The sequence below is a fragment of the Ensifer sp. ENS07 genome (genome assembly GCF_014852185.1).
In the GTDB taxonomy this organism is placed as follows: domain Bacteria; phylum Pseudomonadota; class Alphaproteobacteria; order Rhizobiales; family Rhizobiaceae; genus Ensifer; species Ensifer adhaerens.
Window position 1 is genome coordinate 77,803 of record NZ_JACVBE010000016.1, and the last position, 23,673, is coordinate 101,475.

General features: G+C 59.6%; 20 protein-coding genes and 1 pseudogene. 12 read left to right on the forward strand and 9 right to left on the reverse strand.

Features of this window, described 5'->3' with window-relative positions:
• Window positions 1-102 precede the first annotated feature (102 nt).
• Both IB277_RS32230 and IB277_RS32235 read left to right on the forward strand, forming a co-directional pair.
• Window positions 103-954, forward strand: coding sequence for an ATP-binding protein (locus IB277_RS32230; protein ID WP_192372678.1), 852 nt, complete (start codon window positions 103-105; stop codon window positions 952-954).
• A 260-nt stretch (window positions 955-1,214) separates the two neighbouring features.
• Window positions 1,215-2,126: an NAD-dependent epimerase/dehydratase family protein gene (locus IB277_RS32235; RefSeq protein WP_192372680.1), complete on the forward strand. Its 912-nt coding sequence runs from the start codon at window positions 1,215-1,217 to the stop codon at window positions 2,124-2,126.
• Between the two features lie 479 nt (window positions 2,127-2,605).
• On the opposite strand, the gene IB277_RS32240 is transcribed toward IB277_RS32235, so the two are convergent.
• Window positions 2,606-2,818: a hypothetical protein gene (locus IB277_RS32240; protein WP_034798257.1), complete on the reverse strand. Its 213-nt coding sequence runs from the start codon at window positions 2,816-2,818 to the stop codon at window positions 2,606-2,608.
• A 799-nt stretch (window positions 2,819-3,617) separates the two neighbouring features.
• Here IB277_RS32240 and IB277_RS32245 point away from each other — a divergent pair.
• Window positions 3,618-4,802: a polysaccharide biosynthesis/export family protein gene (locus IB277_RS32245; RefSeq protein WP_371813736.1), complete on the forward strand. Its 1,185-nt coding sequence runs from the start codon at window positions 3,618-3,620 to the stop codon at window positions 4,800-4,802.
• 514 nt (window positions 4,803-5,316) lie between these two features.
• Here IB277_RS32245 and IB277_RS38740 read toward each other — a convergent pair.
• Window positions 5,317-5,439: a hypothetical protein gene (locus tag IB277_RS38740; RefSeq protein ID WP_255381107.1), complete on the reverse strand. Its 123-nt coding sequence runs from the start codon at window positions 5,437-5,439 to the stop codon at window positions 5,317-5,319.
• Between the two features lie 318 nt (window positions 5,440-5,757).
• On the reverse strand, window positions 5,758-6,144 hold the full coding sequence (locus IB277_RS32250; protein ID WP_192372682.1) for a type II toxin-antitoxin system HicB family antitoxin: 387 nt from the start codon (window positions 6,142-6,144) through the stop codon (window positions 5,758-5,760).
• Between the two features lie 89 nt (window positions 6,145-6,233).
• Here IB277_RS32250 and IB277_RS32255 point away from each other — a divergent pair, with 89 nt between their 5' ends.
• On the forward strand, window positions 6,234-7,163 hold the full coding sequence (locus IB277_RS32255; protein WP_090427390.1) for a FecR domain-containing protein: 930 nt from the start codon (window positions 6,234-6,236) through the stop codon (window positions 7,161-7,163).
• Between the two features lie 496 nt (window positions 7,164-7,659).
• Window positions 7,660-7,782, forward strand: coding sequence for a hypothetical protein (locus tag IB277_RS38745; protein ID WP_255381103.1), 123 nt, complete (start codon window positions 7,660-7,662; stop codon window positions 7,780-7,782).
• Between the two features lie 1,631 nt (window positions 7,783-9,413).
• Here the strand turns inward: IB277_RS38745 and IB277_RS32260 are convergent.
• Window positions 9,414-9,824 carry a 4-oxalocrotonate tautomerase family protein gene (locus tag IB277_RS32260; protein ID WP_113079466.1) on the reverse strand — a complete coding sequence of 137 codons (411 nt, stop codon included), beginning with the start codon at window positions 9,822-9,824 and terminating at the stop codon, window positions 9,414-9,416.
• A 109-nt stretch (window positions 9,825-9,933) separates the two neighbouring features.
• On the opposite strand from IB277_RS32260, the gene IB277_RS32265 reads away from it, so the two are divergent.
• The gene (locus tag IB277_RS32265) at window positions 9,934-10,797 is read left to right on the forward strand and encodes a LysR substrate-binding domain-containing protein (protein ID WP_192372754.1); all 864 of its coding nucleotides are present in this window, start codon (window positions 9,934-9,936) and stop codon (window positions 10,795-10,797) included.
• A gap of 123 nt (window positions 10,798-10,920) precedes the next feature.
• Here IB277_RS32265 and IB277_RS32270 read toward each other — a convergent pair whose 3' ends face one another.
• Entirely contained in the window at window positions 10,921-11,670 is a 750-nt protein-coding gene (locus tag IB277_RS32270; RefSeq protein WP_113079464.1) for an SDR family oxidoreductase, read from the reverse strand.
• A 446-nt stretch (window positions 11,671-12,116) separates the two neighbouring features.
• Between IB277_RS32270 and IB277_RS39020 the strand changes: the two are divergent.
• Together IB277_RS39020 and IB277_RS38345 are read left to right on the forward strand one after the other, a co-directional pair.
• Window positions 12,117-12,671, forward strand: a pseudogene (locus IB277_RS39020) (GNAT family N-acetyltransferase); the annotation flags it as partial.
• A 14-nt stretch (window positions 12,672-12,685) separates the two neighbouring features.
• Window positions 12,686-13,069: a hypothetical protein gene (locus IB277_RS38345; protein ID WP_246812868.1), complete on the forward strand. Its 384-nt coding sequence runs from the start codon at window positions 12,686-12,688 to the stop codon at window positions 13,067-13,069.
• A gap of 71 nt (window positions 13,070-13,140) precedes the next feature.
• Here the strand turns inward: IB277_RS38345 and IB277_RS32280 are convergent, their stop codons facing one another.
• The 3 genes from IB277_RS32280 to IB277_RS32290 form a co-directional block, all read right to left on the reverse strand.
• Window positions 13,141-13,920, reverse strand: coding sequence for an ABC transporter substrate-binding protein (locus IB277_RS32280; RefSeq protein WP_060521016.1), 780 nt, complete (start codon window positions 13,918-13,920; stop codon window positions 13,141-13,143).
• A gap of 127 nt (window positions 13,921-14,047) precedes the next feature.
• The gene (locus tag IB277_RS32285) at window positions 14,048-14,443 is read right to left on the reverse strand and encodes a VOC family protein (protein WP_113079461.1); all 396 of its coding nucleotides are present in this window, start codon (window positions 14,441-14,443) and stop codon (window positions 14,048-14,050) included.
• Window positions 14,444-14,521: 78 nt separating this feature from the next.
• On the reverse strand, window positions 14,522-15,430 hold the full coding sequence (locus IB277_RS32290; protein ID WP_060529440.1) for a DMT family transporter: 909 nt from the start codon (window positions 15,428-15,430) through the stop codon (window positions 14,522-14,524).
• A 456-nt stretch (window positions 15,431-15,886) separates the two neighbouring features.
• On the opposite strand from IB277_RS32290, the gene IB277_RS32295 reads away from it, so the two are divergent.
• The gene (locus IB277_RS32295) at window positions 15,887-16,987 is read left to right on the forward strand and encodes a DUF475 domain-containing protein (protein ID WP_034800249.1); all 1,101 of its coding nucleotides are present in this window, start codon (window positions 15,887-15,889) and stop codon (window positions 16,985-16,987) included.
• Window positions 16,988-18,372: 1,385 nt separating this feature from the next.
• The gene (locus tag IB277_RS32300) at window positions 18,373-19,290 is read left to right on the forward strand and encodes an ArdC family protein (protein WP_112772580.1); all 918 of its coding nucleotides are present in this window, start codon (window positions 18,373-18,375) and stop codon (window positions 19,288-19,290) included.
• A 408-nt stretch (window positions 19,291-19,698) separates the two neighbouring features.
• On the opposite strand, the gene IB277_RS32305 is transcribed toward IB277_RS32300, so the two are convergent.
• Window positions 19,699-20,889, reverse strand: coding sequence for a DUF1173 domain-containing protein (locus IB277_RS32305; RefSeq protein WP_112772579.1), 1,191 nt, complete (start codon window positions 20,887-20,889; stop codon window positions 19,699-19,701).
• A gap of 1,317 nt (window positions 20,890-22,206) precedes the next feature.
• On the opposite strand from IB277_RS32305, the gene IB277_RS32310 reads away from it, so the two are divergent.
• Entirely contained in the window at window positions 22,207-22,530 is a 324-nt protein-coding gene (locus IB277_RS32310; protein ID WP_034800240.1) for a DUF736 family protein, read from the forward strand.
• A 340-nt stretch (window positions 22,531-22,870) separates the two neighbouring features.
• Window positions 22,871-23,038, forward strand: a complete 168-nt coding sequence (locus IB277_RS32315; protein WP_192372760.1) for a hypothetical protein — start codon at window positions 22,871-22,873, stop codon at window positions 23,036-23,038.
• Window positions 23,039-23,673: the final 635 nt, after the last annotated feature.

The following is a 23,673-nucleotide window of genomic DNA, read 5'->3' on the forward strand; positions in this document are numbered from 1 at the left end:
CGCTGAGCCCCTGTCTGGAAAGGCAGGCGGCAAAGTAATCGGTCGCTGCCAGATGCCCTCTGGGTTCGAGAGCCGCAGGCAATTTTTACAGGTTGTTCGACCATGGTGATGAGCGCCCGGCAATTTTATTCTGGAAACGACGGCTCGACGGACTGGGTCCGGGAGTCGGAGTTCTTCGCAAGACTGAAGATGCGAAACGGCACCTTCAAGCTCACGCAGCCGTCGCGCTTTCGCGAGCTGGAAACTGCATTCAGGCCCTTGCTTTCGCAGCGGGCGCCACAATTGCGGGAGGTGCTCGATGTCGGCGTTTCCACCGGCGTGACGACGGTCGAGCTGTTGCGGTATTTGGAGGCCTGCGGGGCGAAGCCGAAGATCACAGCCACCGACCTCTTCATCGACGCGCACATCGTTGAGTTGGCGCCGGGGGTACGCGTTCTTGCCGATCCGGAAGGCTGGCCGCTGCAATATGATGTCGCCGGTCTTGCGATCCGGCCCTGGATCCGACGGCTCGACTATGTCTCCCTTGCCTTCATCCCGCGCCATCTGGCGAAATCCATGCTGCAGCCGCGCCTGCGCGCGCTGATCCGCAGCGGAAGGAGCGAGCCAGTCCAGATGATCACCCGGTCGTTATCGCGTGACGATTCCATCGCGTTTGTCGAGGATGACATCATGCGGCGCTCACCGGATTTCGCCGGCCGCTTCGATCTCGTCAGAGCAGCGAACATTCTCAACAGGAGTTACTTCTCTGCCGCGCAGATCCGGTCGGCAGTGTCCAACATTCGATCCTATCTGAGCGGCGCCGGAAGCCTGCTGATTGTGACCCGGACGAACGAGAAGGGTGAAAACGGGGGCACGCTTTTCGAAGTGGGCGCCGACGGCACGTTCACGGTGCTGATGCGCGTCGGTTCCGGATCGGAGGTCGAAGACCTGATCCTCGGCTGTCCGGCGCCCTGACGCTCTCCCTATAGGTCTTCTCGAGGGCAAGCCTTAGCCTTGTTCCTTCTCAAGTCTCTGCGAAACGGTAAACCTGGCTGCGGGAGCCTTGACGCCGCCTGGGCGACAAGGAAGATTGCAACCCAGACGGAAGGTCCGGTCACGGACGCACTGGCCGAGTGCCGGTCGCGCTCCACGGTCGGCTCGGCGGCTCAGGAATCCACCTACACTTAAGATCCAGGCGCCTCCGATCGCGATGAGGTGTCGCGAGGGAAAACGGCTTGAACAGGATACTGGTTACCGGTGGAGCCGGCTTCATTGGCGCGCACCTCGCCCGTCGGCTGGTAAAGGCCGGCCATGACGTGACCGTCCTTGATGATCTGAGTTCGGGAAAGCGAGAAAACGTCCCGCAGGCTGCCACCTTCATCGAAGGGTCGGTGCTCGACCGCGACGCCGTGCGCCGTGCGCTCGCCAATGTGGACGCCTGCATCCATTTGGCGGCGATCTCCTCGGTCGAGCGATGCAAGCGGCAACTGACGTCATCGCACGCAATCAACATAACGGGGTTCCTCACGATCATCGAGGAACTTGCCCACTCCGGGGCTCATTTTCCGCTTGTCTATGCCTCATCGGCTGCGGTTTACGGGGCAAGCCAGGAATTGCCGCTTTCGGAAGCCGGACGTTGCATTCCGTTGTCGCCTTATGGTGCGGACAAGCTTTCCTGCGAACTTCACGCGCGGTCTGCCTATGAGGTCTACGGCATAGCGAACCTGGGACTGCGTTTCTTCAACGTGTACGGGCCGGGGCAGGATCCATCGTCTCCTTATTCCGGCGTGATCGCGAAGTTCGCCGAACGGCTGGAGCGCGGTGAAAACATCACCATCCATGGGGATGGCCGTCAGACCCGTGATTTCGTCCATGTGGACGACGTTGTGGAGGCTGTACTGCAGGCGCTTGGCCGCTGGGAGACGGGCGCGCGCATCGTCAATGTTTGCAGCGGCGTCGAGACATCGATCAGCGACCTTGCGCGGATCATGATCGAGGAAACCGGCAGCCGCTCGGATATCACCTATATCGACGGCCTTTCGGGTGAAGTCAGGCGCTCGCGGGGGTGCGTCGAAGCGCTTCACGCAAAAATCGACTATCGCTGCGTGACCGACCTTCGAGCCGGGCTCGCGCGACTGCTGCAGTAATCTTGGCGGTGAGGCGGCTTTCGTCCTATTGGCCGGCTGCGAGCAACGGGGCTCGCGCTGATGGCAGCCGCAGACGGGATTCGTCGAGCGAATCCGTGCATGGAATTGCTGACGCTTCAACAATATCAGGCGCTCGATTTGTCCTTTTGGGGAAGCAGGCAGAAGCGACGCCCGGCACAACCCAATCCGACCCGGCATGCTTCGCGCAACGTTTTCTCTGATATCCCGTAGCAACTCGGCCATCGCGCCTTGCGATCAGCGCGACCGCCCAGGGCATCCATCTACTTCCCCCTCTATATCGTTCGCCCCACCACTTGGGCCACGACCGAAAACAGTAGGGCCGCGAGCGCGACGGCCGTTCCAAACCGCGCGATCTTCATTCGGCGCCCGCGAGCGCCATTCCAATCATAGCCCATCACCATCCTCCAGCCGGCGTCACGCCTCGTCTGGATAGTAGCGCACATTGTCGAGCAAACCCTTCACATCCCATCATCAAACTCCGATGCCTCTCCCTGCGCCAGGAGCTGCGCGAGGGCCGACAGCAATGCCTCCGCGTTGTACCGGTCCAGCAGCACCTCGATCGTCGTATCCGTCGAAGTTGATAGCTCGAAGACCCCCAAAAGGGGATCGAGGGAAGCGACAGAATAGTTGCCCAGAAATTCGGCTCTGATCGTTGTCCCGCCAAGCCCCATGGATGCCCTCCTGCAATCAAAATATAAGATAAAACTAAAATAAAGTATTTTGCCCGACCGGGAAAGCGGCATACCCAAAGCAAAGTCAGGAGAAAAGCGACGCGAGAAGTCGATCGACCTTTTCTTCAATTGCCTGGCAATCGTGTTCTTTATTCTCAATCACTGCCGCGCCGTAGTTTTCGATCAGGCTGGTAAGGGCGAGGAATTCACTCTCCGCGAGCTTCTTTCGATGATGAGGGAGCCGCATCATCAGGCGGGCGCGTCCGATCCGTTCGAAATCCACCGGCAGGTCCTCAGTTTTTCCGGGCGATTGGCGATCGCAATGGTTAGAGCACGGCGAAAGGGCCCTTGCACTTCAATTTTTCTTCAACACTGGATGAACCAGGAAGACCCGATGCGTCGTCACCGCTCAGGAGGTTGGCGACAGCTGGACAAGTATGGCAGCAAAGTCGGCATGGACCGGGAGACACTTCTCAGCGCCCGGCCTTTGCAGGCGATGATCGGCGGAGAGCAGAGGGTTCCGGCGGTAGGTCGTTACCGAAGCGTCGTCAGGTGGCGTGCGTTCGCCGCCGCCTCGATCGCTTGGAAGCTAGAACAACCGAGCACTGAACGGCGCCAGCGCGACGGCCGTTCCATATCGCGCGGTCATCATGCGGCGCCCGCGTGCACTCAATTTGCCAGATCAGTAATGAAAATGCTTGAAACCGCGTCGGTCTTTGGCGCATCAATGCCGCGTCTGCGAAGTCGAACGCTCAACCGGGAAGCCCCGCCTTCTAAAGGGAAAGTTAGCTTGAAGTGCATTCTTGTTGCCCTGTTTCTCGTTTCAGCACTTACATCCTGTCAGGACGTGGTTCCTGGAGCGGGGCCGCTAACTGATGCTATCCTTTCAGACGCCGGCAAGTCACCTGAAGAGCTCCACCGCAATGACGCGACGGTCTATGAGGTCGTTGACGTCGATAATCGATCGGCCAGCCTAATTTCAGCCTATTCAAAGACGACGCTCTCAAGGCGCCTAGGTATGGGTGGAAGACCGGAAAGCGCGACTGTCGGGATAGGCGACCGCCTCTTGGTCTCCATATTTGAAGCTGGGGCCGAAGGCCTGTTCTCAACCTCTAAGTCGAAGGCCGCTAAGATACCTGTGGTCGTTCAACCGGATGGGAAAGCCGCAATCCCCTACGTCGGCGAGGTCAGGTTTGCGGGACTGACCCTTGAACAAGCGAGACGAGCGATCGTTGAGGCGCTCAAAGGCAAGGCCGTCGAGCCTGACGTCATTGTCACTTCGCTGGACACCGCATCGCGCAACGTCACGGTCACCGGCGCGGTCAACGCTGCTTCTGTCGTTCCGCTCAGCCTGGCAGGCGAGAAGCTCACTGACGTAATCACGAAAGCGGGAGGTGTACGCGGTGAGACCTATGACACATTTGTCACTGTAACCCGAGGGAACAAATCTGGCACCGTCTTGATGAGCGCGCTCATCGACAATCCTACAGAAAACATCTGGGTTCAATCCGGTGACGAGATAACCCTGGTTCGCGACCCTCGGCAGTTTACGGTTCTGGGCGCTGTTAAATCCAACAAGCGGCAGGCCTTTGGCTCTCGAGATCTCAGTCTCATTGAGGCGCTCGGCATGAGCAGGGGCGGTAACGATCTCGCGACAGACGCCGAAGGGGTCTTCGTATTCAGATATGAAGAAGCAGAGATAGCAGCATCCTTGCTCGGTAGATCTCGATATGAAGCGATGCTTAAGAAGGGAATGCGGCCCGACAGCCATGGGAGAGTGCCGCTTGTCTACCGCTTAGACATGAGCCGTCCAGACAGCCTGTTGGTCGGACAAACGTTCCCGGTCAACAACCGCGACATCATCTATGTGTCGCGCCACTTGACGACGGACATCTCAAAGTTCTTTGGTATCGTCGGTCAGCCGCTGCGAGTGGCGAATACCGGCGCAATCGCCATGCACCGTGCCGCGGATCTCGGCAACTAACAGTCCAAGCGGCCCTCGTCTGGCGCGCAATTGCAATCGATTTGGTTGCGTTCTGCGAGGGAATGGCGCTGATTTTAGACGTCTGCAGAAATTGAATGCTCGGGCAGAAGGCCGCGGATTACCTTGTGGGAATCCGGGGCCTTTTCTCCTCTTACGCGCCCGGATCGCACTAACTACTTCGCTGCTTTCGCAACAAAATTCGACTTTCGAACAGCGTTGGCGGTCCAGGGAAATAGCCTGGCCAATCATCATGGTCGGATGGCGTTCCCCCCGCGCGAGGTGACGAGTTGCAAGGCTACATGCCTCTCTTGCTATTTCGTGGGGACCCGTGATTCACCTCGATTGATCACCAGCACGAGGGGCGTTCCATATCGCGCAATCTCCATGCGGCGCCCGCGCCCGCCACTCCAGACGTAGCCCATCACGTTCCCCTAGCCGGCATCATGCCATGCCGGGGTAGTGGCTCGTTTTTCCTAGCGAAGAGGTAAATTTGAGCGGGATGCACGCGCTGCTGCTACGCACCAAGCCAAATCGATAGGAACAGCATGGCGCCCTGAATGAGGAGGACGGCCAGGAAGGCTGCCAAAACGATCAATCCAAGTTGCTGGTCGTATTTCCGTGTATCGCGCTGCTTCATGAAAAATCTCACGCTCGCTGGCGGTTGTGGCCAGGGCGTTTGAGATACGCGATCACATCGGGGGTTTCGAGAGGCTGTGGCCAAATGCCACGGCCCTGCCGCTCGTCGCAGAGCGATGCCTCTCGCCTCACGCTGCATTGATCTTGGCCCGCAATTGAGCGGGGTCTTCTATTCTAAACAAAAAGGATCATCACATGGTTTGGGAATTCTTTCGCGTGGCCTCAAAGCCGCTTGGCAGATATGGCTCTACCCGAATTGGGTCGATATGGCTTGAGGTTGGCAAAGAAGAACGCGAGGGGCGCCTCGAGTTTTATGACCTCACGCCGCCGCCAGTTCCATTTTTCGTTTGGCGGCTTTTGCCGGGAACCAAGATCGGGTCAGTCCGTGAGCCTCAGCGAAGGGGTCGATATGCCCTTTACGCGGACCAATTTTTTTCGCCTCAGCCTTATGCACAACTAGTATCGCAACTCCCTCTATATTTCCGGGATCGGCCATCACGGCATCTAAAGATGAAGGTTCGGGAGTAGCCTCCTCATCAGCGACTAGGCCGTTGATATGCAGCGCCAAGGCTTCCTCAGCCATGGCGCGCGCATTTTCCAAGCTGGTGCCTGCTGTTACAGCACCTAGAAAGTCAGAAAAGGACGCACCGAATTCGCTGTCGGCGTTGGTTACGTCTGCTGCGAGTGATCGTCGGCTACACCCCATAGGGTTACGCGATGGTGTCTCTTACCTCAATTTCGCTAGAAGACGTAAATCTTTGAAATATGATAACAATAACGCGTTGGAGGCGTACCATGTTCTGCTTGCGTGGTGCCGCGCTTGGGCTTTGTGCCGTGGTCCTTGGTCCGATGTCCCTGTTTGCCGCCGAACCGGTCGGCAAGGCAGTGGAGATCCGGACAGCGGTCAACGGTGCGCGGGGTGCGATTGCGGTCAGAGACCCTGTCTACAAGAACGAACGGATATCGACATCGAAGTCCGGGCTCGGGCAGTTTGTCTTCGAGGATGGCACCAAGCTTGCCGTCGGCTGGGGGTCTTCCGTCGTCATCGACAAGTTCGTCTATGACGACAAGAAGTCAGTGAAGAAGCTGACCATCATGGCCGCCAAGGGCACGTTCCGCTGGATCAGCGGCAAATCCGGCAATTCCGCCTATGAAATCGTCACGCCGGCCGGCACCATCGGGGTGCGGGGCACCGCCTTCGACTTCTTTGTCGGCCCGGATGGCACCACCGCGGTGGTGCTGCTCAGCGGCGCGGCGGATTTCTGCGGTCCAGGCGGCTGCCGGCAGCTGACGCAGCGCTGCGATTGCGTCGTCGCCAAGCCCGGCCGCCGAGCCACCGAACCGAAACGGGTCAGCCGCACGACGTTGAAATCCCTGGGCAATGCCCAGGCGCTGCCGTTCCTCTCCGGAGGTCAGAGATTATCTGGTGCGCTGGGTTGGGCCGGGGGCGGCTGCGGATTAAGGGCGGCCAAGTTCGATGACACCGACCGCTCCAACCCTGTGCGATCGGCCCCCGCCGTCCAGGAAAAGCCTCGCGAGGAAAAACCGCGTGAGGAAAAGCCACCAAGGGAAGAAAAGCCTGGCGATCCGGGCCCACGGCCAGAGAAGCCCAGCGATCCCGGACCTCGGCCTGAAACCCCCCGTGACCCAGGACCGCGAAACGGCGATGGCGGCGACAAGCCGAGCCGAGATAAGGGAACGCAACAGCGCGAAAGCCACGATTGAGAGCATTGTCTGGATGCTTTTAGGCATCTTGGCAGCCATATCGGTCTTGGCCGGCATTCTGAAAAACAAAGGCGTGGTGTCAGGCCGAACAGCCTCCATGCTTATCTGTGGCTTGAACCCGACTGCGTGCCTCGGCTGACGGATGTACCGTATCCCGAACTGCGACGCGCCTTATTCTTCAAGGTGAGCATTTTTGTGCTTGCCACATTGTCGACGGCGATCGTGCCCCAGGGACGATGGACCTTCTCAGCGTTCGAGCGGTTCGTCATTGCGGCGTTCGGGGTATTTCGTCCTCGCAGACACGTTTGTTGGTTGCGGTTAGAATGATTACGCGAACACAGGAATCCGGTTGGGCAAGCGCGACCACCGCTAACCGCTGTCTAAGCGTAGGGTGGTCGCTACCAGGCCTTATTGAGCCGGCGTCGTAGTTGAAGGTTGCGTCGTAGACGGCTGAGTAGTTGACGGTGTCGTTGTTGACGGCTCCGTAGTGGACGGAGTGGTCGTCGAAGGTTGGGTCGTTGACGGCTCAGCGGTTGCCGGTGCTGTCGTCGACGGGGTCGTTGTTGATGGCTGGGTTGTTGCCGGCTCAGTTGTCGATGGCGTGGTCGTCGACGGTTGAGATGTCGTCGGCTCAGTCGTCGTTGCTGGCGGCGTTGCAGTTTCCGTAGGCGCTTCCTTCTTTGGCATTAGGACGACGACCAGGATGATCACCACCACGGCGAGAATTATTCCGAGGACGGTATTTCGGCTCATGATTCACTCCTCTTGGATGGATCCGACTCGTGAATTGTATCACGACAACCAAAACCGGAGATGAACAGGCCAACTCGGTGCGCAGGTTGATGCACGAAAGCGGCGACTTCAGGTACGATTGCGAGATCTGGTGCCGGACCCCGGCGTAGCAGCGCTACGATACGCGAACCGAATTTGGCAACACGAGGAGAAGGACGGCGACGACTACCTCTATCGTGGCCGCACCGGCACGCAGTTGACGGGCAAGGACAACTATCGCCAGTTCCGCGGTTTGGTGTCGCGCCGCCTGCCCCGACTTCGTCACAGATTTGGATGGGGTCAACACTGACCTTTGGGAAGGCCTCTTCCGTTGTTCTATTGGGCCACCCGCGGGCTGAACCGCTGGGCCGATGAGGTCGACGGCGAGACCATCACGAAGGAGAGCAATGGCGGCAAGAATGGCCCTGCCGACCGCTTCGACGCCGGACGCCGATCTCGCTCGTTCTCGCGGCTATAACGCCGACAGCATCCGACAGTGCCAGGCTGACCAACGACTGGACGTCGACGGTGACCTCGGCCCGAAGACGCGATCCAACATTCACAAAGCTCTCGTCGCGCTCACGCCTGCGAGGCTGCAGGACGAGAGGTCAAGGTGGTACCGGTTGCCGAGGAGATGCCCCGTTCCTGTGATGCCTTTCAGTCTCGATGCACCGTGGTGGAAGTCGAAAGAGGTTAGTGTCCCGGTCATCAGCGGCGGTGCTTCGATCCTGACGGCGATCGGAGGCATCCCTTGGCAGAACCTGCTAATCATCATCATCATCGGACCCGTGGGCCTCGCAAGGCTTCCTCTTCTGCCGGAAGAACGCCGACCTGAAGTTTTGGCGAAGCAGGTCGAGGGGATAGCTTCATACCCAGCCGTCTTTCTTTGGCCGCTGCCGCTGCGGTCGGCGGCCCTGTCGTCTTCGCCATACAGGCGGTCCATGCCGTCTGGCTGGTGCCTCAAGTTGGCATCGGCGCCGACGAGTCATTCTGTCGGACCGCTCGGGTTTCAACCGGTGGGCCGCCGAGGGCGATGCAGAGACTTTCACGAAGAAGATTAACCGGCGGAAAGAGGCGCCTGCCCGACCGCTTCGATCAGTTGGCTCGGATCTCGCTCGTCCTTCAAGGCAAGCGCGCCGATAACGTCCTGCAGTTCCAAGTGGATCAGCGCCTCGACCTCGATGTGACGTGGTTCCGAAGACTTGACCGGATATGCGTGAGGCGCTCGTCGCGCTCACCTCCCGGCGAGGCGGCAAGGCCTGAAGTCAAAGTGGCGCCAGCGGTCGAGGGCGAGCCCCCGGGCGTTTGGCTGCCTGGCCACGGGTTGTCGCACTATAAGATGCATCGGTGGAGGTGAGTTGCGTCGTTTTCACTTGGCAATCGACAGGGACACTCGCCACACCCGCTGCCGTTTCTTCGATTACTGCGTGGGAGATGCGCTTGCTATCATGCGCTTTGCCCTTGTGGTGACAAAGGGTTTCAATCGCCGGACTTCAGCCTACCGCTGATGTAGCGGAATTCCTGCGTCTCTCCGCCATAGCCATAGGCGGCAGCCGAAACTTCGTGGACGAGAACGTAACTCTCGTGGTGTACCCGTCCGAGCAATTGTTCAAAGCGCCCGAAGATGGCTTCGAGATAAGCAGCCATTTCCTGCTTGGTGTTGGTCCCGTCGACGACCTTGATGTCGAGCCAGAAGCTGTTGGTATCCTGCTCGGCAAGCGACTTTCCGCCAGCGAACCAGTGTTCCGGATCCGCATAAGTGACGACGATTGCTGTGATCGTCGGATCCTTGCGCAGGTGCGCTGCCGTCAATTCGCTGACAGAAGCGGCGATCCGTGACGAGAGTGCGGTGTCCGGCTTGCCGCTGACGGTGACGTTGATGATGGGCATTGGGTGGTTCCTTTCGGGTTTCCTGTTTCTTTGTGAGCCCAATTTGCCACTTCAATATGTTCTAGAAAATCGAATTGTTTCGCATGATAACTTCGATTATGTTGAAGTTATGCAGGCTTTTGATCCCGATCTCCTCCGTACCTTTCTTTCTTTCGCCGAGAGTGGCTCCCTTGCGAATGCGGCCACGACCGTTGGGCGGACTCCGTCGGCGGTGACTGCCCAGATGCAGCGCCTGGAAATGATGATCGGCGAGCCGCTGCTCGCGCCCTCAGGTCGAGGGCGGGTTTTGACGCCGGCCGGAGAGGAATTGGTTGTTCATGCACGCCGCATTCTCGAGGTACACCGTGATGCATGGCTAAGCCTAAAGGGGGCCAGTACCGATGGCCGTCTGGCGCTCGGCTGCACCCAGGATTTCGCCGACAGCAACTTGCCGGATCTCCTGCGCCGCTTCGGGCGCACCCACCCCCGCGTGCGGCTGGACTTGAGGGTCGGCCGATCCCGCGAACTGACGTCGGCCTACGATCAGGGGCTGATCGAAGTGCTGATCGTCATGCGGGAGGGGCCGACGCCCGACGAACTTGCCATTCTGCGCGAACCGATGCTGTGGCTATCGTCATCGGATGCTCCGTGCACGGCTGACAGCGAGTTGCCGATCGCGGTGCTGGATCCACCCTGCGGCTTTCGTGCGGCCGCGACGGCAGCCCTCGATGAGACCGGTCGTCGCTACCGCATCGCGGCGACAAGCCCCAGCCTTTCCGGCCTGCGGGCGGCGGTGCGAAGCGGGATTGCCGTTACCGCGCGCACGGCACGCTTCCTCGGAGAAGGGATCGCGGTCGCACCCCAGGCACTTTCGCTCCCGGCATTGCCGAATGCGGAATTCAGCTTGCGGCTGAAGGCAAAAGCCGACAAGCCTGCGTCGAACCTCGCTACACTGCTTGCCGAAGGCTTGGCGGCCGGTATCGAGCGGTGGTGAAGACGATCACCCGGAAAGACTGCGGCGCTGCCGCGCCGATCTACGGGCATTCCGGATCCAAGCACACAGCGCCCAGCGAATTCCGAAAGCAGCCGCTGCACGGGAAAAGGTCTACGATGACGCTCACATCTGCGCGGTCATGCCACCGTCCACCGTCAAGGTTATGCCATTGACGAAGCTGGCGGCAGGCGAGGCCAGGAACACGGCGGCCGGCGCGATCTCCTCCGGTCGGCCCCAGCGTTTCAAGGGAATTCGGATATCGACGAAGGCCTGCAGTGCCGGATCAGAGGCGAGTGCGGCATTGGTCTCGGTTGCAAACCAGCCGGGCGCAATCGCGTTGACCGTCAGCGTCGCCGATCCAAGTTCCACCGCCAGTGAACGGGTGAGGGCATCAAGGCCGCCCTTTGCCGCGGTGTAGGCGGGATCGCCGGGCCGCGCCACAGAGGCGGCGATCGAGGTGACGAAGATCAGCCGAGCGGATGAGGAGCGGCGGAAATAGGGAAGCGCTGCCCGCGCCATCGCATAGGCCGCCGTCAGATCCGTATTGACGAGGGTGGCAAAGGCGGCAGGTTCCATGTCGTCGGTGCCACGCCGGTCGCGCTCGCCAACGGCGTGAATGAGGATGTCGAGCTGGCCGGTCTTGCCGGCGGCTGCAGCGACGATCTCTTCCGCGTCCGTCGAAACGTCGCCGGGAACGATGTCGAGTGCGGTGCCTTCCGAGGCAGCCTGGGTACGGGCCGTTTCGAGTGCGGCGGAACCGCGGCCGTTGATCGCGACGGCTGCTCCTGCCCGTGCGAGCGCCTTTGCCATTTCAAAGCCGAGACCACGGCCGCCACCCGTTACCAATGCCGTCATTCCGCTGAGGTCGAACATGTCGGTCTCCGATGCTTTCCGCCGATTCCGGGCTGACGCTACCAAATCCCGGCAGAAGAGCATTAGCGCCTGTCGTTGCGGCCGCCAATGGCGCAAGCGCACAGGCCGCAAGGTCGCCCTGAAGCGGTTACCGTGAAGCGCTTGTTCAGTCCGGCCCGGCTGTCTAGTCCGTCGAATGCAAATGGCGCCCGATCCGAGGCGCACAGGAAGAGAGGGTGCAAGATGACAGTATCTAACGCCGTGCGCCGGTCGGCTGAAGCCGGTCTGAAACGGGACGACCTTCTCGTCTCAGCTCTTTCTTCTGGCGGCAGGGATGGGATATCCCGCCGCAACAGGATCGCATTTCCATGTTTCTACTCTAGCAAGTGCCCTAACCGGCTGCTCGGTCCCTTCTGAAGGACTTTTCCCCCACGCACGTCTCCATCGCTGCCGTACTCGACGGCATCATAGACGGTGAAGTCTGGGTCGATCGTCCGGTCGAACCGCGCCTCGCGCTGCTCGCAAATGGCGACGCCTACTATCTCGCGGGCCTGCCCGTCGAGGCGGGCGATAGCTTTGCCGACCTGAAGGAACTGATCCCTGACTGGGCCTATTTCTTCATCGAAGACCGCTGGTACGATCGTCTTGGCGATATTTGGTCCAACGGCTTCGCACGGCCGCATCCACGCGTCAGGATAGGTTTGCCGGGAGCAAGTTTTGGTCTCGCGACAACGGTGTTGCCTGACGGCTTCCGTCTCGTGCAGATCGACCAGCGCCCGCTCGATCTGGAACCCGGCAATATCGACACGGTAACCGATCTCATGGAAGGGTGGGCTGATCCCGAACTCTTCCTGGAAAACACCATCGGCTTCTGCGTACTTCACGACGGATCCATCGTCAGCTATTGCGCAACCGACAGCGTAAGCGGTACCCGTTGCGAAGTGGGCGTCGGGACCGAACCTGCCTATCGGCTTGGCAAAGCGGCAGCGGCTGCGACGATTACCGAGTGCATCAAGCGCGGACGCACCGATATCGAGTGGCATACGCACGCCTCGAACAAGGGATCGATCGCGATTGCCAGGGCATCGGCCTCATCGAACGCGATCGGCACGTTGCCTATAGCGGTAACCTGCCGGCGGAGAACGTCGGCGATCTCGATCTCGACACCTGCCGGGAATGGGGCCTTCATCTGGAGCAGGCAAGCGATCACATCAACTGGTATCGCTTCCACGCAACCGGAGCCTGGATGCTTGCCGGCGACCGCACTCGGGCGATTGCCAATCTCCGCCAGCTTGTCGATGGCGGTTGGGATGGCGAGGCCGAGTGGCTCGAAGGCTACTGGGCCGTGCAATCGCTCGTCGACGATCCCGAATTCAAGGCGATCGTGGCACGGCCGCGCGCGATAAGAGAAGAGGAATAAAAATAAGATCCGGCCGTGCCCGTAGGACGCGGCCGGATCTTAAATTGGGTTGTTCCGCCCGTCTTCACGCGTCACTTCATCGTATAGACGTCGATGGTGAAGTACTTGTCGTTAATCTTCTTGTAAGTGCCGTCGGCGCGGATTTCGTCCAGCGCCTTGTTCAGCCGTTCGCGCAGGTCGTTGTCCTCCTGGCGCACGGCAATGCCGACACCTTCGCCGACGAATTTCTTGTCGGTGATCGGCTCGCCGATCAGTTCGCAGCACGCCTTTCCATCGGCGTTTTTCGTCACCCAGTCGAGCAGCGGCAGCATGTCGCCCACCTGAAGGTCGAGGCGACCGTTGACCATGTCGAGGTTCGCCTCATCCTGCGTCGGATAGAGCTTGATCTCCGCGTCGGGGTATGTGGCGGTGATGTATTCGGCCTGGGTGGTGCCTGACTGTGCGCCGATCACCTTGCCCTTGAGCGCCTCATTGGTGAACTCGGTAAAGCCTGCACCCTTCGGGGCCGCATGCGTCATGGCTGCGAGGTAGTAGGGATTGGTGAAGGCGACCTGCTTCTTGCGTTCCTCGGTGATGAACATCGACGCGATGATCAGGTCGTACTTCTTGGCAACCAAACCGGGAATGATGCCGTCCCAGTCCTGGGCGACGACTTCGCATTCGACCTTCATGCGCTCGCAAAGTGCTAATCCGATGTCGACGTCGAAGCCGCCGATCTTGCCGGCCGGATCGATGAAGTTGAAGGGCGGATAGGCGCCCTCCGTGCCGATCTTGATCTTTTCGGCGGCCTGGGCCGAAACGGCCGTTGCCGCCATGATGGCGAGCACTGCTGCTGCAATCCGCTTCTTCATTCGCGTTCCCCTTGTTGTGCACCATTCTTGATGCTTCCGGGGAAGACTAAGTCGCGCTCGTCTATAAGCGAAATAGATAGGCGCGATAATCGGTATTGTTTTGGTTGATCTGCCTGGCAGCCAGGTCCTACTTGTAGCGACCGTGGCGCTGGAGCACTTCGACCTTGTAACCGTCGGGATCAACCACGAAGAAAAACCGGGCAAGCAGCGCGCCATCGCGGGTGAAGTCGACGATCTTGCCCGGATTGAGACCAGCGTCCGTCAGGCGCTGGTGCTCGGCGCTGAGGTCGTCGACCGACACCGCCAGATGACCATAGCCGTCACCGAGCGCATAGGGCTCGGTCCGATCTTTGTTGACCGTCAGCTCAAGCTCGAATTCGCTTTCCTCGTTGCTGAGATAGACCAGACTGAAGGTTTCGAACTCCAACCGTTCGGCGATTTCTAGCCCAAAGGCCACACGATAGAAATCGATCGATCGCTTCTCGTCGAGAACACGGATCATCGAATGGATCGCTTTGGCCATGGGCATCTCCTTCAAGCTTGGACCTCGGCGGCGTAGCAGAGTGTCGCCGATGATGGAACCCCGCCGAGTTGGTGGAGATTAGGCTTTTGCGCTCCGCTTCTTCAGCTGCTGTTCGCGGAAGAAGATGAAGAGGCCCGAGGCGACGATCAATGCCGCGCCGACGAGCACGGTCGGGCGCGGTGTGTCGCCGAAGAAGAACCAGCCGAAGACGACGGCCCAGAAGAGCAGCGTGTATTGCAGCGGGACGACGGTGGCGGCATCGGCGAGCTTCAGCGACCGATTGACGAGGATATGCGCAAGCATCGCGACGATGCCGAGCGCGCCGAGCTGCAATAGCGCTTCGCCATCGACCGGCGCCCAGCCGGAGGGATTGGCGGCAACGCCGACGAGCGAGAAGATGAGCGCGCCAACGATCTGCCAGAAGACCAGCGTCGTGTCAGGTGTGGAGCGGAGCGTGCGACCGAGCATGAGGGCAAATGCGAAGGCGGTGCTGCCGGCAAGCGCAATCAAGGCCGGAAGGCCGAGGCTTTCCTTGGAGGGCTCGAGCGCGATCAAGACGCCGGCAAAGCCGATGAGGATCGCCGTCCAGCGCCGCCAGCCAACCTTTTCGCCAAGCAGGAACGGCGAGGCCGCCGCCACATAGATCGGCGCCGCCAGCCAGTAGGTCATGGTATCGGCGAGCGGCATGTAGGCGACCGCGAAATAAAAGGCGGAAGCGTCGATGGCAAAGAGCAGCGAGCGAAGGGCCTGGAGGCCAGGGCGCTCGACCTGGAACATAGAGCGCAGGCCGCGCCTGAAAATGAAGGGCGACAGGAACAGAAGTGCCGCAACGCTTCGGATCACCATCAGCTGGCTGACGGAGTAGGTCGCGACCAGCCATTTGCCCATGACGTCGTTCAGCGAAAACATCAGCATCCCCAAGAGCATGATGAGCACGCCGGTACGGGCGGCGTTCGGGGCGGTTATGGGGGCGGAGATCACGGTCATGTCAGGGCCTTTAATAAGTTGCGCACGCCATGCCACATTCAGCGCGGCCGATCCATTGCCGAGTGCATATGGAACCATAAGTTTTGCGAATGAATCGGTGGCGACGCTTGGTGCGGCAGCCGAACCAAGACAGGGCTTGGTAACAACCGTTTGGCGATCCACCAGCAAAGCGATTGGCGGCCCCCTTGACGTTCCGCCCGACACTGCTAATTAGTCAAGCGTGCCCGCCGTCCAGACATCGGATCGCGGGTCGAACACTGGTGCCGGGCCCCTCTGGCGAGAGTTTTTACGGCGCTCTCGTGATGTCGGTACCGCCAGCAAATTAGCCGGCGGATTAGCTCTCATGAAAACTGATCTCATGCCTCACGCATGTGCCCCTTTGGCCGTGCGCATTTCTGTTTTGAAACCCCATCTTTTCACCGAATCCGGCGTCGTCCGCGCGAAGGAGGCACGTCGATGAACCAGCCTCAATCGCATTCGAGCGCGCTCGGCTATTTCACCTGGGCCTTCATCGTCACGGTGGTCGGCCTTGTGCTCGGCGCCTGGCTGGGCTGGCAGTCGACCGGCACCATCGGTGGCATGGCCTCCGTCTTCTTCATCTGCACCGTGCTTGCGGTGCTTGAAATCTCGCTGTCGTTCGATAACGCCATCGTCAATGCCAACAAGCTCAAGGACATGACGCCCGAGTGGCAGCATCGCTTTTTGACCTGGGGCATCATCATCGCCGTCTTCGGCATGCGTATTGTCTTTCCGCTCCTGATCGTCGTCATCGCGGCGAAGATCGGCCCGATCGAAGCGATCGTTCTGGCGGCAAGCAAGCCTGAGGAATATGCGCGCATCATGAACGACGCGCATCTGCCGATAGCGGCCTTCGGCGGCACCTTCCTGATGATGGTGGGCCTGACCTACTTCTTCGACCATGAAAAGGACGTGCACTGGATCAAGTGGATCGAAACCAAGATGGCGCGCTTTGCGACCATCAAGGGTATCGAGATTGCGTTCGTTCTCGCCCTCATTCTCAGCTTTTCGACGCTGCTCGAACCGGCAGAGGTCCACACATTCGTGTATTCGGCGATCTACGGCCTCTTGACGTTCCTCGTGGTTGAGGTGGTCGGCGGTCTGCTTGATGCCTCGCAGCAGACCATGAATGCGGCGGCAAAGGGCGGTTTCGGCGCCTTCCTCTACCTCGAAGTTCTCGATGCCAGCTTCTCGTTTGACGGCGTCATCGGCGCCTTTGCGTTGACGCAGAACCTCTTCGTCATTGCGATTGGCCTCGGCATCGGCGCCATGTATGTGCGCTCGATGACGATCATGCTGGTTGAGAAGGGAACGCTCAACGAGTATCGCTACCTGGAGCACGGCGCGTTCTACGCGATCCTGGTCCTCTCGGTGGTCATGTACTTTCAGACGCTGGTCCACATTCCGGAAGTCATCACCGGCCTTGGAGGTGCCGCGCTCATCGGTATCTCGCTCTGGTCGTCCATTCGCCACAATAGGCGCGAACGCGAAATGGAAGAGGTGCAAACGCGGGATTCGCAGGAGCAACTGCGAGCCTGATCGGATCTCTTGACTTGATAATGAGCCCGGCGGGCATGTCCGCCGGGCCTTCTTTATCGAGAGCAACTTCTCGAGGGGGATCGGTGGTTTTGCTTTGAAATGGCAAAATGACGGCTGGCACAGGACCAAGAAAAGCGTCATCCAACAAAAAGGCCGGGTTAAACCCGACCTTTCGTGATCGCACCATGCCGATGCCAGTACATCCGTGGTCAACGGCAAAGGGTACCTGTGCTCTCAATTCAGCCGTCGATCGCAATTTAAGCAAATCGGAAATCCTGATCGCCGTCCCAGTGATGCCGCCTAATCCTGCCGTCTCCCCACGAAGGCCATCTGAAGCGGTGCGCGGGTTCTACGCCTGGCCGGCCCAAGGTTAAATAAAAGCACCGTAGATCAATCTGCCGGATCGAGCCCGTACAAAGCGTGCTGTGTCCTTCCAAGGTCAGCCTTGCGGCGGCTTATTTCCCACGCCGACTACCTTTGGCTGCCGCCGATGTCTCTTCCGTTGGCGAGGGCGCCGGCAACGGTAAGCGCCGTCTAAAACCCAGAGGCGGGATCATCAAGTGTGCTCATTCCCGCTTCCGAGATCACAAGTCCTAACCGCCCACCGATAGCCAGAAAAACCGCCCTGCGAACTGAGGTGTATCCCAGTCGCCGAGGATGAAGGCCCGTGTTCGATCGACCCACGCCCTTGAATGGGCGAAGCCATTGTGCGCGACAAGCGGCGCGTACACCGGTTCATCAGTACCGCTGACGGCGTGATGAGCGCGCTCTAGCCGGAGAGCGACACGGCGTTGCGCGTGGCCGTCGCGCCCCTCGAGTACCCTCAAAACGAACCGGCGCTCATGCAGCGAGGTCGGTGCCCACCGGGTGACGTCGAACGGTCCGGTGAGGGGGAATGCCACGTTTCCAGGCTGTCTTAGCTCGTCAGCGACGGTCCTTTCGGAGAACCCGTAGAGAGTGAATCCGTGCCTTAGAAGCCGAACCAAAGCCGCCCCTGCACGGTGCCAAGGCGTTCGAAAATGCGGCATCACCGCACGCTTGTAAACACATCCATGTGCTGACGTTGGAGGTCGCGTAGGGGACTATCGTCATCGAGGACTTTCGACAGGCCCGACCCGATCTTGTCGCCAGGGGTGTCTCCTCAAGCACTCTCCGCCAGACGAGGCCAGTTGATGTGGCGCAAGAGCCCGGACTTTTCGGGCGTCAATCATGATCGGCCTCTCCTTCAGCACGCCCGTCGAGACATGGCTCGGTTGTGGCAGACGCTGCCAGCCCATCAACCCTGTTCCGCACAAGCACCGAGAACAGGGTGTGACGGGCCGGCCTCCCGCGCCTGCCCCTGCCGCCTCGCCCTCGACGGAGGGGGCGAGCTAAAGGAGGCACCAATGACCAAAGATCGCAGACGCCAAACACAAGTCGATATCTACGAGCGCGTCACTAACCAGATTATCGCCGCCATCGAGGCCGGCGCCGGTGATTACCGGATGCCCTGGCATCACGACGGATCGGCCATCACCACGCCCGTCAACATCGCCTCAAGCAGGACTTATCGCGGCGTCAACATCCTCTCACTCTGGGCTGCGGCCCACGCGGCCGGCTATCCCACCGGGATCTGGGGCACTTACCACCAATGGCAAGCGCTCGGCGCTCAGGTTCGTAAGGGCGAGCACGGTCACCTTGTCGTGTTCTGGAAGACCCACGATCGCGACAAAACGGAGGACCAAGCCGACGACGCAAATCGTGACGAACCCGCCCGGTCCATGTTTGCTCGTGGCTACTCGGTTTTTAACTGCGCCCAGGTTGACGGCTACACACCGCCCGAGAGCCCGGTGTTGCCGGAGGCGAAGCGGATCGATCGGGCCGAACGGTTTTGCGCAGCTCTAGGGATTGACATCTGCCACGGCGGCTCGCAAGCCTATTACCGCCCGGCTATGGACCAGGTGCAGATCCCAAGGTTCGCGTGTTTCCGCGATGCGGTCGCCTACTATGCGGTGCTGCTCCACGAATGCGGCCACGCTTCTGGCGCCAGCCACCGTCTCGGCCGCGATCTCTCTGGACGCTTCGGCTCGGCCGCCTATGCGATGGAGGAATGCACGGTCGAGCTTCTGAGTGCTATGATTTGCGCCGACCTAGGCCTCAGTGTCGAGCCGCGTCCGGACCATGCTCGCTACATTCGGTCCTGGGTCGACGTGATGCATTCCGACAAGCGCGCCATCTTCACTGCTGCCAGCAAAGCGCAGGAGATTGCCGACTGGATGCATGCACAACAGGCCAAGCAAATTGAGGCAAGGGGCGCCGACTAGGCGTCCCTTTCAAGAGAAAATGCCATGGATCATCACCTCGCAAGTGAAAATGCGAGGTGATGAATGGGTGCGCCGAAGGCGGTGGCAGGGCGCGATGTTTGGAATGGCCGGTTGCCGACGCCGCGGCAATCGGTCCCTTGAATTTTCTGAAGAAAGGGCGTCGGCAAATGAAGTTATGCTGGCTCGCCGCATGACGGCATCTCTGTCGCTTAGCACGCTCTACCGAATAAAAAGTTGCCGACAACAGAGGGAGCTGTGGCCCATGGCGAAGTGCGCTTACGCTGTCCGCAGAATCTGGATTTGTTCGTGAACTCTGCGAACCGTCCGTTTCCCTTTGCGCCTTCCTTCATCATCTAAAAGCTTGCCACCTTTGTCCGAGCAAAGGCAACGCAGCCGGCATTCTGACGATCACGGCAACTGCGGCATGTCTCCCTCGGCAATGTACCAAATCCAAGGCGTCATCTCCGGTCGTGCCTCGATCATTTCCGTCAATGCCCGCTGGTAGTTCCCACCTGCACCGGCCAACACGATAAACATCGCAACCGGGCAGGGTCGCTGTTCCGGCAGGGTGACCGACACGATTGGTTGCTCGTGTGAGAGGTTGAAGCGTAAGCCTTTGACGAACTTGCGTCGCAGCCCTGCCAGTCTGTTCAGAAGATGGCGCTCATGGACGTTTTCGAGTGGAATCCAGTTCTCGTTCACCACCATCATCGCGACTTCTTCGACGGCTGCAACCCCGGATGCCGAAATCCCAAACGTCGCGATCATGACGAGGTGCAATTCATCGTTCGAACGCCACAATTCAAGTTCCGTGTCGTATCTGGCGTTCAACCGCTTCCATGCTTGGTCTTCAAGCATGAAGGGAAAGGGCAGATGCCGAACCGCGATCCGGTGTCCGACGCGTGCGGGGATGAACTCCTTTACTTCCGCAACAGCGATCATCAGTTTGCGCGGTCCTGTCCCGGACGCTTGCGCACCGCGAAGCGCGGTTGCTCGGCGTGCGGCAATTGCTTCCTTGTCCTCCTGATGGAACGTCTCCGGCACAAACAGCACATCGCTGAGCTGTCCGCCGCGGGTCGTCATCTGCGACGCGGCATTCATGAGGCTCGTGCGAACCCGACCCCAGCCGCGCTTTCCAGCCCAGGAGGTATGCCATTCGGTCAATTCTCCCACTTCCCACAGATAGTGCAGCGTTGCGCGCAACGAGAGCTTCTCTGGCTCATTGCGAATGGCGGACTCTTGCGGACCCGCCGATCGAGATGCGGCCGCTCGTGGACCTTTCTTCGTCAGCGAAAAATCGATCTTCAAGCTTGCTCGCCCGTTCGCATCGACCTGGATTGCATTGCCGATCAAAGGCCCGAGGCCGGATAAATCATAGGGAGGTTCAAAGGATGGGCAAGCCGGGTCATGATTGCGCCCGGTAAGCGGCATGCGTTTGACGAGGTGTTGCTCATCGAGCCGCGCGATGTACATCGCAACCGGCGGTTCGTTGCACTGGCAATATGGCCGAAGCCCCTGTTCATAAGCAGGTGCAAGAATTGCCCGGAATTCGCTCGATTCCTCCTCGAATAGCCTGTCGCCGATCAGAAACCGCCGCACATTGAGCCTCCGCTTCCCATTCAATGGGCCCTAAGGGTCAATGACGATGTAGCATGGATTTTTCGGTTATACTATATTAAAAACGATAGTATACAATGGATGGGATGGCGCCACATGCTGTCGCCACGGAGATGAAGGCGGTGCCAAAAGTAAATTTCTCGCCGCAGCATTGGCAAGCGTCTTCATGGATGCGACGTCGATCCACCTTCACGTGGCGTTGGCTTTCATCCCATTCCCTGGAGCATGATAATTGTAAGGAAAGCTTTCGTCGCTACTGAAAACACAACGGTTTCTAGCGCTATCGGAGGTTCGGCGACTTGCCGGGTCGCCGAGGGCCCGTGCTTGCTAGATCGCGGTAACGCTCTTCAAACGCGCTGCAACCGGAGCGCATAGCGACCTTTGCGAATCGATGAGATTGGGCCGGGCCGAAGTCGCTCCAGCTCCGGGACATAATCGGGGAAGCAACCACAGAAATGGGCAATCGGCGATGTCACCGCGGCCGGCAGCGAATCCATCTGGCTCAGTCGATGTGGGCTATCCCGCTTCGTGCTGATTTCGAGGTTGCGAGCGAACATGGGTCGATGAGCAACCTCGACGCAAAGATGGTTTCCTCACGTGTCAAAAGAACAAGGAGAAATTTTTCGCCGGAGCGATCGGCTGCCTGGCGAACGCGAGGGGCGTGACCTCGAGCCGTAACTCCTGGCCGCGCGGTACGACGTCGGTCGCTCAGGACGATGGATGGCAATTGGCGCGCGTCTGACGCGGCAACGCAGCTAGGGGCAGCATCGTTGAAGTTCGTTTGTCGATCTCGGCGATGGCCGGGGCGGGGACTTGCAATCCAGTTTGCGGGCGTTGTGGTCACCGCGACCGCGCAATGTGCATCCGAGAGATCTGGCGGCAGTCCATGCTGCTCGCTGCTTGCAATGGCAGAGACCGGGACGCGCGTATCGTAGGGCGGCGTGCCCAGTTGAAATGTGCCGCGGTCTTATGAGGTGCCGGCGGGTGGCCGGAACGGTCTGTCGCCGGCGTCGGTTGCACTAGATCATTCCCTCTTCTACATCGCCCTTTAGCCGACCGCCTGCCTTTCCGGTCAACCCCTGAAGGGGTACGTCTCACCCAAATATTCTGCAAAATTCCATTTTTGGATCACTGCTGGGCACCGGATGCTTTCCTCCAGCAAGCATGACAAACGCGCACGCGTTTTTTTGAGCAGAACATGGAATTTAGAAGAATATTTGTGCGAGATGACCGCAGCAGATCGGCCGTCTCCTCGCGCGCTATCGGGAATGGTCCCGAGCAACCGAAGGAGACAATACCATGGCCACCACGATCGCAGCTCTCACGCAGAAGACCGATGGCACTCTCGAAGGCGTTTTCGCCACCATCCGAGTGAACGCGCCGATCGCTATCGTCCCCAACGCCAACAAAACGAGCGAAGAGGCCCCTGACTATCGCGTCATCCACCGAAAGACCGGGTTCGAAATCGGCGCGGCGTGGAACCGTATCGCCCGCCAGACCGGAGAAGAGTACCTCTCCGTGAAACTGGAGGCTCCAGAGATCGGCGTGATCTTCGGCAACCTCGCACAGGCTCCCGGCGGCGATCCGAACCGCAAGGTGATCATCTGGAATAACCCAAACTGAGCCACCAGCGCCGGTCCCGATCAATCGGGACCGGCACCCGCTCGTTCTGAATGCGACCGATCCCGAGCGGGATGCCCACGTTTGTACCCAGAAACAGGACGGGCATCGAGCCCGCACCTGTTCTTTTACCCTGCCACACGAGATGAAAAACTATCTGCTCAGATCGCCAAGTCTGCCGCGAGGAATCGTGCCGCCTAAAGGACGAGCGGTCCCCCCGAAATGCTCCGCATTCCGGCTCCCCCACTCGCCGGCTCGGCCGGTCGCATTCGCGATCCTTGACCCGGCCCAATTCTCGCGGCCGGCGGCGTCATCTTTCCCAACAGCCAAGGAGATGACGAAAATGACGGTTGCACTGGAAGCCCACATCGAGGAATTGCGCCGCGAGCTGAACTGCTGCGACCCGGCCGAACGCGCCCAGATCCAGACCGAACTGGAACAGGCCTATGCGGAGCTTGAGGTCATCGTAGCCGAGCTCGAGGGCCGCGTCAGCAGCGAGCCTCCCTTCTAGGGAGGCTTTCGCCAGGCTCGCATTTACGGCAAATCCAAGAATATAGGAGATCGCCAACCCCCACTCGGGTTCCTATGCGACGAGCAATCTTTCCCGGAAATCCGGGGACATCATCGCCCCCTGTGCCGGTCAGTAACGATCAACCCAGGGCGACAAGCCGCGCTTGGTCCTCCTCAACATTAACGAATATGAGCCCTGATGCGCGTCCGAAGCGCGCTTGGTCGGAACCATCGAAACCATTTCCAACAGCCTCTTTGCGGACTTCGTAAGTGCCGTCGACGTCTTTATGGTCGAGGACGAGCGCTTGCCTGAATAATTCGACGCAGGCAAATAACGCAACCTTGCCGATGGTTCGCTCTTCAGGAAGCGGCAGGACGTGGGTTACGCGCTGAGATTCGGCTTAGTTTGCCATTAGCGAGCTTCGCTGGTGCAAGGAAGTGCCACACGTTACTATCCCGACGGTCCGTCTGTTATCAAACCGCATGCACCAAATGCCGGTTTCGGCGACAGTTCTCATTGACAGAACAAACATCGTGCCACGTGGCGTGTATTGAAGACAAAGTGTTCCGCTGACTCAGTGGCATAAGGGGACCACGGATTTCCACGTATTCTCCCAACTCGATTGATTACGCGGG